The 14,585-nt window shown below is 35.6% G+C and carries 15 protein-coding genes; 2 read left to right on the forward strand and 13 right to left on the reverse strand.

Translation table 11 applies throughout. The features are described from left to right. The first annotated feature begins 11 nt into the window (after nt 1–11). Nucleotides 12–443, forward strand: coding sequence for a Holliday junction resolvase Hjc (hjc, locus tag GFS03_RS08845; RefSeq protein ID WP_153423570.1), 432 nt, complete (start codon nt 12–14; stop codon nt 441–443). Here the strand turns inward: hjc and GFS03_RS08850 are convergent. From GFS03_RS08850 to GFS03_RS08905, 12 genes are all read right to left on the reverse strand, one after another. Further along, complete coding sequence (locus GFS03_RS08850) at nt 440–1,945, reverse strand: PINc/VapC family ATPase (RefSeq protein WP_181443804.1); 1,506 nt, start codon at nt 1,943–1,945, stop codon at nt 440–442. The two genes, hjc and GFS03_RS08850, sit on opposite strands and share 4 nt — an antisense overlap. 63 nt (nt 1,946–2,008) lie before the next feature. Next, on the reverse strand, nt 2,009–2,611 hold the full coding sequence (gene pdxT / locus GFS03_RS08855; RefSeq protein WP_153423573.1) for a pyridoxal 5'-phosphate synthase glutaminase subunit PdxT: 603 nt from the start codon (nt 2,609–2,611) through the stop codon (nt 2,009–2,011). Continuing rightward, nucleotides 2,608–3,624: a pyridoxal 5'-phosphate synthase lyase subunit PdxS gene (pdxS, locus tag GFS03_RS08860; protein WP_153423575.1), complete on the reverse strand. Its 1,017-nt coding sequence runs from the start codon at nt 3,622–3,624 to the stop codon at nt 2,608–2,610. Before pdxS ends, pdxT begins: the two co-directional genes overlap by 4 nt. A gap of 34 nt (nt 3,625–3,658) precedes the next feature. Then, nucleotides 3,659–3,946 (reverse strand): 30S ribosomal protein S26e, encoded by a 288-nt coding sequence (locus GFS03_RS08865; protein WP_153423577.1) that lies wholly within the window; start codon nt 3,944–3,946, stop codon nt 3,659–3,661. Nucleotides 3,947–3,978: 32 nt separating this feature from the next. Beyond that, entirely contained in the window at nt 3,979–5,424 is a 1,446-nt protein-coding gene (gene proS / locus GFS03_RS08870) for a proline--tRNA ligase (RefSeq protein WP_153423579.1), read from the reverse strand. 44 nt (nt 5,425–5,468) lie between these two features. Next, the gene (locus tag GFS03_RS08875) at nt 5,469–5,777 is read right to left on the reverse strand and encodes a V-type ATP synthase subunit K (RefSeq protein ID WP_153423581.1); all 309 of its coding nucleotides are present in this window, start codon (nt 5,775–5,777) and stop codon (nt 5,469–5,471) included. Nucleotides 5,778–5,797: 20 nt separating this feature from the next. Continuing rightward, nucleotides 5,798–5,956, reverse strand: a complete 159-nt coding sequence (locus tag GFS03_RS08880) for an ATPase (RefSeq protein WP_153423583.1) — start codon at nt 5,954–5,956, stop codon at nt 5,798–5,800. Then, entirely contained in the window at nt 5,943–6,584 is a 642-nt protein-coding gene (locus GFS03_RS08885) for a V-type ATP synthase subunit D (RefSeq protein WP_153423585.1), read from the reverse strand. Before GFS03_RS08885 ends, GFS03_RS08880 begins: the two co-directional genes overlap by 14 nt. Next, nucleotides 6,581–7,972, reverse strand: coding sequence for an ATP synthase subunit B (locus GFS03_RS08890; RefSeq protein ID WP_153423587.1), 1,392 nt, complete (start codon nt 7,970–7,972; stop codon nt 6,581–6,583). Before GFS03_RS08890 ends, GFS03_RS08885 begins: the two co-directional genes overlap by 4 nt. Next, nucleotides 7,972–9,750, reverse strand: a complete 1,779-nt coding sequence (locus GFS03_RS08895) for an ATP synthase subunit A (RefSeq protein WP_153423589.1) — start codon at nt 9,748–9,750, stop codon at nt 7,972–7,974. Before GFS03_RS08895 ends, GFS03_RS08890 begins: the two co-directional genes overlap by 1 nt. A gap of 2 nt (nt 9,751–9,752) precedes the next feature. After that, a complete protein-coding gene (locus GFS03_RS08900; RefSeq protein ID WP_153423591.1) occupies nt 9,753–10,337 on the reverse strand; it encodes a V-type ATP synthase subunit E in 585 nt (194 codons plus the stop codon). A 5-nt stretch (nt 10,338–10,342) separates the two neighbouring features. Next, nucleotides 10,343–10,645 carry a V-type ATP synthase subunit F gene (locus GFS03_RS08905; protein WP_153423593.1) on the reverse strand — a complete coding sequence of 101 codons (303 nt, stop codon included), beginning with the start codon at nt 10,643–10,645 and terminating at the stop codon, nt 10,343–10,345. A 74-nt stretch (nt 10,646–10,719) separates the two neighbouring features. Between GFS03_RS08905 and GFS03_RS08910 the strand changes: the two genes are divergently transcribed. After that, the gene (locus GFS03_RS08910; protein ID WP_153423595.1) at nt 10,720–12,825 is read left to right on the forward strand and encodes a V-type ATP synthase subunit I; all 2,106 of its coding nucleotides are present in this window, start codon (nt 10,720–10,722) and stop codon (nt 12,823–12,825) included. On the opposite strand, the gene metG is transcribed toward GFS03_RS08910, so the two are convergent. Then, on the reverse strand, nt 12,814–14,535 hold the full coding sequence (gene metG, locus GFS03_RS08915) for a methionine--tRNA ligase (RefSeq protein ID WP_153423597.1): 1,722 nt from the start codon (nt 14,533–14,535) through the stop codon (nt 12,814–12,816). The genes GFS03_RS08910 and metG overlap by 12 nt on opposite strands. Nucleotides 14,536–14,585 lie beyond the last annotated feature (50 nt).

Below are 14,585 nucleotides of genomic sequence, written 5' to 3' on the forward strand. Positions count from 1 at the left end.
TATAATACCTTATGAACACTAAAAAGAGGAAAGGTTCTGCAATAGAACGGAATATCGTAAGCAAGTTAAGGGATAAGGGTTTTGCTGTAGTAAGAGCACCAGCAAGTGGAAGTAAGAGAAAAGACTCTATACCAGATATTATCGCCTTAAAGAATGGTGTTATTATTCTAATAGAAATGAAAAGTAGTAAAGATAAAGAAGGAAAAATTTATGTTAGAAGAGAGCAAGCTGAAGGTATTATGGATTTTGCAAGAAAAAGTGGAGGGACTTTATTTTTAGGAGTTAAGAAGCCTGGCGTTTTGAAGTTCATACCATTTAATAAGTTAAGAAGAACTGAGACGGGAAATTATGTTGCTGACTCTGAGGTAGAAGGGTTAGACTTAGAAGATTTGGTAAGATTAGTAGAAGCAAAGGTGAGCAGAACGCTAGATAATTTTCTCTAATCTGATAGTTTTATCTTTATCTTTATATTGTTCTTTTTCTCGAGTCTCTTTAACCGTTGTACTAATTTCCTGTTGTATTTTCCTATCTCCTCTTTTGGAATTACGATAACATACTCTCCATCCTCATACTTTACTGTGGCATTTGGGATTATATTATTAACAATCTTCGATATTCTAAATTCCATATTATTCATTGTTATTCCTCTATTCACCGGTACTATCATTGTCTGTTCACCAAACACATAGATCTCATACTCAGTATTCCCGGTAGACAAGTCTTTTATTTCAACGACTGGTCTTGCAAGATCAGCTTCCTTTAACCCTGCTGGTACCTTTACTGTAATTTCTAAAGTGTAAACTTTGCTTACATTTCCAGAATTTATGAATATTAAAGTATCCAAGATATTTGGTATTGTACCTATATCAACTCTATTTACAAATCTATGTATAGCATCAATAGGTGAGGTGGCATGAACAACTCCTACCATTCCTACGCCAGCAAGACGAAGATCAACATAAAGTTTAAAATCCTCATCATTCCTCATCTCATCATATACTGTATAGTCCGGTCTACTCAATAGTAAAATATCATGAAGCTCTCCAATTTCGGCATAATTTTTAGAATATTGTGTTATCTCAGGAGGTAAGTGCATATCTCTTGGAGATTCTATGGTTTTCACTATCTTTCCTAACCTCATATAGTATTCTGCTAATGCTTGTGCAAATGTTGTTTTTCCCATACCAGGTGCTCCTGCTATGATTATGCCCTCTGCTCTTTCTTCTAATCTCTTTATTAATCGTTCATCTAAATTATACTCCTCTAATCTTTTCCTAACTACTGGTCTAGTTATAGTTATTTCCCATCCATCACTTAAGGGTGGTCTAGTTATTACTACTCTGTAGTTGCCTAATTGGATAATAAGAGAGCCTTTTCTCTCTATTTCTATAAAGGAGCCTTTTATGAGTCTAACAGCGTTAATTATCTCGTTAGCTATCCTTCTTACATCAGTTGATAACATGGGCCTATCCGAAAGATTTACAAATTTCCAATTTCCTGGCTTGCCCTTTTTAGCTCTCGGAACAGTATCCTCTTTTATGTGCACACTCATCGTTTCGTCATCAAAGAAATTTTCAAATGATAAACCTTGCTCCAATGGCTGTAAAAAGCTATACTGTAATCCCATTGCGTCGCAAATCTTTTTCTGAATCTCATCTGCAGTGACAATTATGCAACCTTTCTCTAGACAATATTCACGAGACAATTCATTAGCTTCTCCTTTTTTCGAATTTTCACCGACTATCTCAAAGCTAACTAGAATTCTTTCTGTTATATCTTTTACCTTCTTCACTTCATCAAGCGCTATTTCAGCACTAACCAAACCATCATTACTTTCTCTTTCAAGCTCAGCCAAGAGCGATTTATGAATTAGCACATTACCAGTTATTATTCCCTTCTCAAGATATTTCGAAACTCCAAATAATAAAGCACTTTTATCTAGCATCAGATCATTCAAAATCCTTATCCCCACTTTTCAATCGAAGTATATATTGGAAAAAATAAAAGATTACCCTTTAACCAGATGTAGGAAATATTCGTGAATCGAAGTTGTATCAGATAATTCAGGGTGAAATGTAGTAACTAGGATATTATTCTCTTCAGCTAAAACTGTTACACCATTTAACTCAGCCAAGCTTTGAGCCTTCCCCCATACCTTGGTTATTGCTGGGGCTCTAATGAATACAAAATTGGCTTTGCCCTTACCTATTTTAGATAAGTCGATGATTGCTTCAAAACTTTCTCTCTGCCTTCCATAATAATTTCTAATTATACTAATATCCATTATACCAATCAACGGTTGTGATGTCTTACCTACCTTAGCATCGCTTACTTCCTTTGCTAGCATTATGGCACCAGCACAAGTTCCCATAACCGGTAAACCAGACGTGATCTTCTCTTTCAATTCATCTAATATCCCTAGCTTCTTAGCTACTATGCCTATTGTTGTACTTTCTCCTCCAGGTATTATTATTCCATCTATATCTTTCAGATCCTTAGGAATCTTAACTGGAGTTATTTCACCATTTATTGATAATTTGTCAAAGGCCCTCTTTAACTGTAGATAATGTTCTTCAAAGCTCCCTTGATAAGCTATTATACCTATCTTCATAATCCTCTCACTTGTAACAATTCTTCGGGTTTTAGAGATTTTATATCAATTCCCATCATACTCTTTTGTTCACTTATCATTTTTTGAGCTTCTAATACAATTTCTGGATATTCCCAGCAAGCTGCTGCTAGTACTATTGCTTTGGCTCTTTCATCTGGGTCTTGACTCTTAAATATACCAGAACCAACAAATAATCCATCAGCACCCAACCACATCATTAGCGCAGCATCAGCTGGTGTCGCTATACCTCCGGCAGCGAAGTTAACAATTGGTAATCTCTTAATTTTTGCAGTAAGCTCAACTATCTGGTAAGGAACTTGATATTCCCTTGCTTTTTTGACTCTATCTTCCTCCGACATGCTTATCAAGCTTCTTATCTCACTATTTATTATCTTAATGTGTTTTACTGCCTCACTGACATTTCCAGTACCTGCTTCACCCTTAGTTCTTATCATTGATGCACCTTCCGCTGTTCTTCTTAGTGCTTCTCCTAGGTTTCTAGCACCATTGACAAATGGTACGCTAAATTCCCATTTATTTATATGATGTTCCTCATCAGCTGGTGTTAAGACCTCACTTTCATCTATCATATCAACACCTAACGCTTCTAGTAGCTTAGCCTCATAATAATGACCTATTCTTACCTTTGCCATTACTGGTATTGTTATTGAATTCATTACCTCCTCAATTATCTTAGGATCCGCCATTCTTGCAACTCCACCTGACTTTCTAACGTCATAAGGTAACTTGTCTAAAACCATTACGGCGACAGCACCCGCTTCTTCCGCTATCTGAGCTTGCTGAACGTTTGTAACATCCATTATAACTCCTCCTTTTTGAAAGATTGGAAATGCATGCTTTACTCTAGTAGTCCCAGTTTGAATTACTGAATCCAATTTTTTTAATTCTGGTAGAAATTCCATTAACCCATTATCCTTTATAATATCTTTAACTTCTGCTAGTTTGTAGAAAAAATCTTCAATTTGTGCAAAAGATAACTCATAAAGCCTCATATCATCACATAATTTGAGCTTAAGGTTTAAAAACCTATCTTAAACGAGCTTTTTGTTTTCTTTCACTTTCTGCCCTTATTTTAATGATTCCCAGAAATACTGCACAATTTACACAATAACATTTAGTCACTGGATATCTGGCAATTATTGCGCCTTTCTTCTCTAACTCAGATGCTAATGAAGCGTCAACTGGACTGTACATTTTTGTAACGCATACAGCCTTATCCTCTGGTACCCTAGCACCACACTGATCACAACTTATATAACCAACATGTCCCTTATCCCCTTTTCTTCTTCCTCTGTTCTCTCTCTTCTTTGGCAATTTTACCCCTATTAATTCACACTATTTAATCTCTAATAAGTTTTTGCAATCCTTAGAACTGTTTTTGCATCCATTTTACAAATTACACACTTATCATTAACTTGTCTCTTCTCTATTGGATAACCTAGTACTCTCGCACTGGTAAGTTCCTCAATTTTTAAACCACACTCGTTACTTCCACACCAAGGAACCTCTACAATACCAGCGTTATTTTCCAAGATATTTTTAGCCTTTTCGATATTATTTGAGTATTCTATTCTAGATTTAAGATCCTCCCAAGCTCTTTTTCTTAAGTCCTCTTGCATTTCATTTAGAACTTCCCTAACTTTATTGACAACTTCTTCTTTCTTCACTGTATAGGACTTAAGATTATCTCTTCTCTTTATAAATACTGTGCCAGAGTTAAGTTCTCTAGGACCTATTTCTAATCTAATCGGAACTCCTTTAATTTCCCAAATATAGAATTTCTCCCCTGGCGTTTTTTCGGTATCTTGATCAGTAATACAAGTTATATTGTTATTGTTCAACATCTCACAGACCTCTATTGAGTACTTCATTACCTGTTGGGTTTCTTCTTCTTTTTTTGCAGGAATTGGTATTATTACTACCTTAATTGGAGCTACTGAAGGAGGTAAAACTGGTCCATGGTCATCTCCATGTATTGCAATTACTGAAGCTATTGCTCTATCTGAAATACCATAACTTGTTTGATGTGGGTAATCGAGACTACCATCTTTCTTCTGGATCTTAAAGTCTAATGCCTTACTAAAGTTTTGACCTAAGTGATGTACTGTTCCTATTTGCATTACTTTACCATCCGGCATAATTGTATCAAAAGCGTAAGTGTGTAAGGCTCCTGCAAATCTATCCCACTCTGGTCTTTCAGAAATGATATATGGGATTGCTAGACTATCAAATATTTTCTTATAAATTTCTATTGCCTCATCTACTTGTCTCTGAGCATCATCGTATGTTTCATGAACCGTGTGAGCTTCTTTAAAAGTTGTAATCTCTCTTAACCTTATCATAGGTCTTGTAGCCTTAGTCTCATATCTAAAGACACTTACAATTTGGTAATATTTCTTAGGCAATTGTTTATAACTTTTTAACCATAAGCTTTCCATTGTAGTTATCGCAACTTCGCTTGTAGGCCTTAGTGCAAGTTTAATGTCTAAATCCTCGCTTCCTCCTTTGGTTACCCAGAATACTTCTTCTTCAAATCCTTTAATATGTGTACTTTCTCTCCTTAGTAGATCTTCTGGGATTAAAAGTGGAAATAATACCTCCTCATGGCCAGTAGAGTCTAGAAAATTCCTAATGATACCAATTATATTTTGTCTTAACTTAAATCCATATGGCATCCATACTCCCATACCCTTTACTGGATATCTTCCATAATCGTAAAACTCTCCTTCTCTTAAGACCCAGTCAAACCACTCACTAAAGTTTTTCGACCACTTCTCTCTAGTTATCTGCACAAAAAGGAAAAAACATAAGAAGATAAAAAACTTTAACCTTAATTTTAGAACTTACCGAAGAGCATTAGTACAGCGAATAGGATTCCATATACCGCTATTCCTTCACCTATTGCTACGAAAATTAGAACTGTACCGAACATATCTCTTCTTTCTGTCAACACACCTACTCCAGCTGCAGCAGCCATACCTACCGCTATTCCAGCACCTATTGCAGCTAATCCAACTGCTAATCCCGCACCTATGTTAATGCCTGCAAAACCTTGAGCAGTTTCTGACGGTGCTTGTGCTGTCGCTATTACACCGCTTATTATTATTGGTAATAGGACGGATAGGATCAAACTCGCTCTCTTCATAGTTAAGTCCCAGAAAACTATTATGACAATTCCTTTAAAACCTTTCTTTTTACTTCATCTAACTGACTAAGCCTATTTTTTAACAGCTTTTCATACTCTGTATTTATGTTCTTCAAAATTTCATTCTTTTTCTCTTCAAGGGAACTTCTTAAAATTTGTAAATACTTATCCTGATCCACTTTCCCTCCTCCTCTGTAATATTCTTCTTATAATTTTAAGTCTTGAGAATTCTTCTCTTTGCCTATCTTCTAAAATCTGCTTAATGAACTTTATAGATCCTCTATAAAATGGTAATATATAATTGTCTATCGAATTAATAAGCCTCTGAGTTTTTCTTAACTCAGAAACTAACGATCTTATAGTTGACTCTAGTTCAACTAATTCGATAATCTTGTTCAAGGCTTCAGTCATCTCCTCATAAGATTCAGATAAATAAGGTGATGTTTCAACATCACTGAAAGGTTTTGGCGGAATGGTGGATTTGTCTAATTTTATCGTCGGAACTCTCACTCCAAAAATTACTTTTATTGCGCTACTAACCTCTAGGCTAGGTTTTTGTGAAAGAGCTATTTCCTTTATGTTAGAAATTCCTTCTGATGCTACTGCTTGTAGATAGTTTTCGTACACTTTTTTCATCTCTTCATTTACTTCATTGTAAATTTTTTCGTATTGAGATACATAAGTTCTTAAATAGAGAAGCAAAACTTCTCTCTTATTTTCCAATAATCTTTTTATAACTGTAATAAGTCTTAATTGTCTTCTGAATTGTATCAAATTTATCTTAGTTGGCAAAACTTTTTGACTCATTTCTTACCCCTATAGTTTGGATGGTACTTCTTTATGTATTGGGTCTTTATGTTTGTTAGCTCAGATTCTGGCAAAACTGATAGAATCTCCCAACCAATATCTAGCGTGGTTTCTATATCTCTATTTTCGTTAAATCCTTGACTAACAAACTTCCTCTCGAAAAGTTCACCAAATAGTAAATATTTCCTATCTACCTCTGACAATGAATCCTCGCCTATTATCGCAGCTAATCCTCTAGTATCTACTGCTCTTGCATATGAAGCAAATAACTGATTTGAAACATCTTTATGATCATCCCTAGTTTTTCCTTCTCCAATACCATCTTTCGCTAATCTTGATAAACTCATTAAAACATTAATAGGTGGATAAATACCCTTGTTATATAAAGCCCTATCAAGAACTATTTGTCCTTCAGTTATATAACCTGTTAAGTCTGGAATTGGATGTGTTATATCATCGTTAGGCATTGTCAATATGGGCATTTGAGTGATTGAGCCCTTCTTTCCTAGAACCTTCCCTGCTCTCTCATAGATCGTAGCTAAATCAGTATACATATAACCTGGGTATCCACCTCTTCCAGGTACTTCTTCTCTTGCTGCACTAATTTCTCTTAAAGCTTCACAGTAGTTTGTCATATCAATTAATATTGCTAAGACGTGCATATCTTGCTCAAAAGCTAAGTATTCCGCTAACGTTAATGCACTCTTTGGCGTTAATGTTTTCATTACGGGCGGTTCGTTTGCTAAACTAACTATCATCGCAACCCTATTAATAGCGCCCGTTTCTTCAAAGAACTTACGGAAAAATAATGCATCATCGTATCTAGCACCAATTGCTGCAAAGACTACTGCGAAATTACTTTCTTCTCCCCTTACGGTTGCTTGTTTAGCTATTTGAGCAGCTAACATATTTGCTGGCAATCCGCTACCACTAAATATTGGTAGTTTTTGTCCTCTTAATAACGCGTTTAATCCATCTATTGCAGATATTCCTGTTTGTATAAACTCTTCTGGATACTCCCTTGCCGCAGGATTTAGCGGGGATCCGTTTATATCTCTCTTTTCCCCTTTAATGACTGGCGGCCCATTATCTAATGGATCACCCAATGGATTGAATATACGCCCTAGCATCTCCTCTGAGATCTTTACCTCTAAACCCCTTCCTAACATCCTTATCTTAGTTCCGGTAGGCGAAATACCGGTAGTTCCTTCAAAAACTTGTACTATTGCTATTCCCATTTGAGAGTCTATAACTAGACCTCTTCTTCTTTCACCATTTGGCATCTCAATTTCCACTAGCTCATTATATGATGCGTCAGTCACTCCTTGAACATAAACTAGTGGGCCTTTAATCATAGATATGTTTGAGAATTCCCTTACGCTTAACATTAAGCACCAGCCTCCTTTTCCAAATTCTCAAAGACGCTAATTAATTTTCTCTCTAATTCATCATACTTATTTAACTCATCATTTTTGATTGCTGCTTTCGATCTGATAATTTCTGGTAAGAGTTGTCCCATACTATCTACTATTTTCTTTGTAGGAATTCCTCTTTCAACTAATCTAGAAGCATGCGTGTTGAATAAGTAAATTAATCTCATTATTCTAGCTTGCTTCTGTGGAGAAGAGAATGCGTCTATATCATCATAGGCGTTTTGCTTTAAGAAAGCCTCTTTAATTAACCTTGCAGTCTCAAGTACTAATTTATCCTTTTCTGCTAGAGATTCTGGTCCAACTAGTCTTACTATTTGTCTTAACTCGTCTTCCCTAATTAATGTCCTCACCATCATGTCCCTCATTTCTCTCCATTTCGGATCCACATTACTATTCCACCAATTGGCAACTAAGTCAACATATGCTGAGAATCCTTGAAGCCAGTTAATGGCAGGATAGTGTCTGGCCTGTGCTAATGATACATCTAAAGGCCAGAATACTTTTACGAATCTCAGCGTTTGACTCGTAACTGGTTCTGTGAAATCTCCGCCAGGTGGAGAAACTGCAGAGGCAACGGTAACTGAACCAAACCTTTCTGGTTTTCCTATTGTTTTGATTCTCCCAGCTCTCTCATAATATTCCGCGAGCCTTGAGGGTAAATAACTTGGGAATCCCTCTTCCGCCGGCATTTCCTCCATTCTTCCTCCTAAATCTCTTAGAGCTTCTGCCCACCTTGAAGTTGAATCTGCAACCAACAATGTATCGTACCCTTGATCTCTGAAATACTCCGCCATGGTAATACCTACATATATGCTCGCTTCCCTAGCAGCTACTGGCATATTACTTGTATTAGCAACTAATATTGTTCTTTCTAACAATGGTCTACCAGTCCAAGGATCTTTAAGACTTGGGAATTGTCTTAACTCATCTGTCATCTCGTTTCCTCTCTCTCCACATCCCACATAAATTACTATTTTTGCGGCACTCCACTTAGCTAAACTCTGTAACGTAACTGTTTTTCCACTTCCGAAAGGTCCAGGTATTGCGGCTGTACCTCCTTTGGCTATTGGGAATATCGTATCCAGTACCCTGGTTCCAGTTAACAGTGGCTCAGTTGGCTCTAGCTTCTCTTTAAATGGTCTAGGAATTCTAACTGGCCACTTTTGCATCAACTTTATTGGTACCTCATCTCCATTCATATCAACAATTGCTACTGATTCTTCAACTGTATAATCTCCCTCAGCGACAATTTCCTTTAAGGTGCCGTGAATATAAGGAGGAACTAAAATTCTATGCTCTACTAATGGAGTTTCGTTTACAATTCCTATTATATCTCCACCTTCGATCTTATCTCCTTTTTTAACTTTGGGTATAAAGTGCCACTTAGTTTTTCTATCAATTGATGGAACCTTTATGCCTCTTGCTATAAAGGGAGATTTTGTAAGTTCTTTAATTGAATCTAATGGTCTTTGTAACCCATCAAATATTTTTCCTATTAAGCCCGGACCCAGCTCTATAGATAGTGGCGCACCTGTTCTGTATACTGGTTCATTTGGTTTTATTCCGCTAGTATCTTCATAAACTTGTATGAATGCTCTATCTCCTTCTATTCTAGTAATCTCTCCGATTAATCTAGGTTCTCCTACTTCCACTACTTCATACATCTGTGCATTTCTCATATTATCTGCTACAACTAATGGACCATTTATCCTAACAATCCTTCCATTATCCATTTCTACTTACCTCCAAACAACATGTCTGAGACTTTTCCCCTCATACTATCAAAAACTTGGTCTAAGATAAGTTTTAATGAAAAATCTCTTGTTAATCCACTTTCTTCGTAATATATTTTTATTCCACCAAGCATTTTGTCATCAGTCTTGATGGTTACGTTTTTATTATTGCCTACAACTTTTTCTACTGTTGATTTATCATTTTGGGAGCAATATATTGTAATCTTCTCTCCTTTAATCTCTTTAATTTCCTTATTTAGTATATTCTGTATCGCATCCTTGTATTCCTTAGTTTTAACTACCTCTCCAATTTTTTCCAAAACTCTCTCATAAACTTTATTTATCCAGTATTCTTTTTCGACTAATAGTGTTCTCTTATTTTCAACTTCCAATCTTGCTTTTTCCCCTTCAATTTCCTCTCTGGTCTTGGCTATTAAATCGTTTATTCTTTGCGTGTATTCCTGTACTATTTTAGTATGACCTTCATTAATTAGCTTTATAGCTTCATCTAAGCTTTTACTTAACTCTGTTTTTATCTCTTCTCTAACTTTATTCAAAGATTTATCTAATAGTTGTTCAAAATCCATTTATTTCACCCAAAACCTAACGCCTTCATTATCATCTTCCTTACATCTAATGGCTTGGATTCACTGAATGGAGAAGGAATAATTGTTATTAAAGGTTTTCTTTGATCTGCGATTATTGGGTCAATTTTTTCCTTTATAGGCTCATACATGTCTTTAGTTATTAGTATTAGATCTATATCTTCCCTCTTCTTTAATTTAGAAATGATATCGGGCAAAGTATAAGGGTCATCTATGAAATCCCCTTCAGTTCCAACCATTCTAAAGAGAGAAACTGTGTACTTGTCTCCAACAACAAACACTTTACCCATTGCGAATTAATTCTAAATAACAGAGATTAAATACTTATAAGTCACCTACTAATACATATCCCGAGGTAATTAAAGTGCTATTACCAGAGAATATGGTCAGATTACAGATAATTTCTGATAAATCTGCTATAGATCCTATCGTAACTAATCTTCTCAAGCTTGGCATGTTTCAACCAGAGGATCCCCTTTATCCATTAAGTAATGAGAGAATAGAAGATGCTAGAAGACTAATTAATGCAGTCCAAGATCACATAAGCAAATTAAAAATAATCATGGAGCTGGGAGGATTAATAATAGAACCATTAGGAAGTATAAAAGTAAGTAGTTGGATCAAAGCAGCGCAAGATGTCAGTGAAGAAGCATCGAAATTGGAAGAAAGATATAAGGAACTATTAGAGGAAATAGGTAGGCTAAGAGCAGAAAAGGATCTGTACGTGCAACAGCTAAAAGAACTGGAACCGATCAAGTCAATAACTGTGGAATTATCTAGCTTATACTCCTTGGAACTATTTGAAGTAATATTAGCTCAAGTTAGTGAGGAGAAGTTAGGGCTCATCAGTCAAATTATAGGCGATTCCGGTTTCGTATATTACACAAGATTTGAAGAGGGAAAATATACTGTTCTAATTATTACTGAAAAGAATGCGGATATAGATAAGAAATTAAGAGAAGCTGGAGTTAGGAGATACGAACTACAAGAAGGAAAATCGCCCTTTCAACTCTATAACGAGATTTTGGAGAGAATAAACCAGATAAACACTATTTTAGAAAGAACGAGAGAAGAATTGGCAAAGAAAGTGAAGACTGAGGAGAACTATATTAAAAATATGTACGGTAAATTGCTCACAGTTCGAGATGCGTTAAATATCATGAATAAAGCTAGAGTTTCCGAATATTATTTACAAATAGAAGGCTATCTTCCTGAAAAATATGTTAAAAAAGTACAAAATGAAATGAAGGATCTCGCATATGTGGATTATATAAGACCTAGAAGATATGGTGAAAAGGAGGAACCACCCACATTGGTTGAATTGCCAAAGTCAATAAAGGTTTTAGAATCGTTAGTTGAAATATATGGATCTCCCTCGTATTGGGAAATATCGCCGATAGCCTTTCTTGTTTTCACTTTCCCAATATTGTTTGGATTAATGTTTCCAGATTTTGGAAACGCTATAGTTCTATTATTATTCTCGATATGGTTCTATAGATATGGAAAGAGGAGAGGTAGTGAGAACATTCCTAAATTATCTATAATTCTAATATATTCAAGTATAGTCGCGATGATAACGGGTTTACTAGCGAGAGATTTCTTTGGTCCCTTACCTGTAGGTGGGTTAAGGGAGATATTAAATAACGACAATTATAGCGCGGGTCCTCTTTTCAACTTATGGCCAATTCCAGCAAGTGTATCTGAGGCAATAAAGTTCCTCTTACCCTTTGGTGAATATAGTACTAGTGTTAGTATAGAAAATACCATGATATTCTCAGTGTTGTTAGGAGCTATAGCGCTGTTTGTGAGTTCTCTATTAGGTATCATAGATGCGATCAGAAAGAAGGATCCTGAATTCTTGTTCTTTGAAAAACTTCCGCTATTCCTACTTTATGTTGTTCCAATTTTCATCTTCATGTATGGTATAACAGATCCAGCCAATTTCTTTACCGTGGATCAACAGATATTAGGTCAAATACTTAACGCTGTTCTTATGAAATCCTTTAGTGAAAATATCATAGGTTACGGAATAGTATGGTGGACTTCATTTGCGCTATTATATAATTGGGCGGCTCACGCAATTCTAGTTAAGAGACATGATAATGCGACATGGGGTTCCGCTATTGCTATGGGTTTCATAGAAGGTGGATTTGAGGGAGCGCTACTGTTATTGTCAAATACTATTTCATTTATAAGAGTCTTAGTGTTTGCTTTATCACACTATTATATACTGTACGCATTCTCATATATGGCATATTTAGTTGCACCGTCCGTAAATACCATAGGAGTGCTACTGAATCCAATAGCAATAGTTATACTGATAATAGGAAACTTGCTAGCAATAGGTTTAGAAGGGTTAGTAGTATTCATACAAGATTTAAGGCTTCATTTCTACGAGATGTTTAGCAAGTTCTATGAAGGTAGAGGAAGAAAATTTGAGCCAGTTATGGCTTATGTCTCACTTGAGTAAGGTAGGTCTAATTTTTTCTATATCTTTCCTTATTTTTTCTAGTTTGTCTTTAACCTTAGATTCAAATTCTGGTTCAAGCTTCTTGAAAAGTACTTTAACTTTCCCTATCTTATGACCACTGTTAATTGATAACTTTGAAGCAATATCCCATCTCTCGTTCTCTACATTCCCCATGTTTAACATATCATATATCTCTTGAGCATGTGAGGGCATTAGCGGATATAATAAGATAGCTATCGTTTTCACTGAATTGACACCTATATAAAGCGTATTCTTTAATTCAGTCTCTTTTCCCATCTTATATAGGTCCCAAGGAGCCTTCAAATTTAAGTATGCGTTACATTCCCTAACGAATTTCAACATTTCCTCAGTTCCAGCCTTCAATTTACCTTTCTCAAATAGATCTCCAACAATTCTCGGAATCTCATTAATTAGACTAATGATTTTCTTATCGTTATCGTCAAGAGCATCAGTCCTAAACTCTGGTACGATCCCGTTATAATATCTATTTAACATACTAAGTATCCTATTTATGTAATTTCCAATATCGTCATTAAGTTCTGTATTTACTATTCTAACAGTTTCTCTCCAAGTGAAGTTGGTATCTTTCTCTTCAGGCCTTAATCTAATTAGGACGAATCTCCAGTATTCTACATCCATTAGCTCAGGTGCTTCGTCAATCCATACTCCTATCTTTCTACTTTTGCTAAATTTTTGTCCCTCATATAGCAAATATTCCGTAGCTGCTATTACATCTGGTAAGTGATATTCTTCCTCTGAAGCCATGAGCATAGCTGGAAGTATTACTGCGTGGAATGGAATATTATCTTTTCCTATAAAATAATAGCTTTTTATATTGTTACCAAACCAGTACTCTTTCCACTTTTCTACTTCACCCTTCTTTTCAAAATATTCGATTACAGCTGATATATAGCCCAGAAGAGCCTCAAACCATACATAAATTGATTTATCTTGAGCTCCTTCAAATGGTGCTGGTATACCCCATTTATTGTCCCTTGTAATACTTCTAGGCTTTAATCCTTCACTAACCCATCCTAACGCAATAGACTTAACATTATCTGGCATTTCGTTAGAGCTGCTGATCCAACTTCTTATCTTTTCATTAAACTCTGATAAATCAAAGAACCAATGTTTAGTCTTCTTAAATAGAGGCGTTCTTCCACAAATACTACATCTTGGATTTATAAGTAAATCTGGAGTTAGTAACTTACCACAATTATCACACTGATCACCTCTGGCATCCTCAAAGCCACAGTAAGGACATGTCCCTTTGACAAATCTATCTGGTAGATATAATCTATCGTATTCACAATATGGTATCTCATCTTCATATACTTTAACATATTTAATAAGTTTTAGTAAAAATTCCCTCACGAATTTCTTATGTGTCTCGCTTTCAGTTCTAGTATAGTTATCAAAACTTATTTTCCAAACGTTAAGAAAGAGATGCTTATCATATTCATGAGCCTGATCAGTAAGCTCCTTCGGATTTACCTTTCTCTTTATAGCTTCAATCTCTATCGGAGTTCCATGTTCGTCGCTTCCACTTACAAATAGTACGTTTTCTTTACCATATTTTAGCCTCGCATATCTGGCGAAGACGTCTGCTGATAGTATTGAACCTATTAAGTTTCCTAAATGTGGTACTGAATTTACGTATGGCCACGCGGATGTAACAAGTACTTTCATTATATTCTGTGTTTAAAGCAAGTGTTTATTAAACATATCTAAAAATACTT

This window comes from Sulfolobus sp. E5-1-F (assembly GCF_009601705.1).
GTDB lineage: Archaea > Thermoproteota > Thermoprotei_A > Sulfolobales > Sulfolobaceae > Saccharolobus.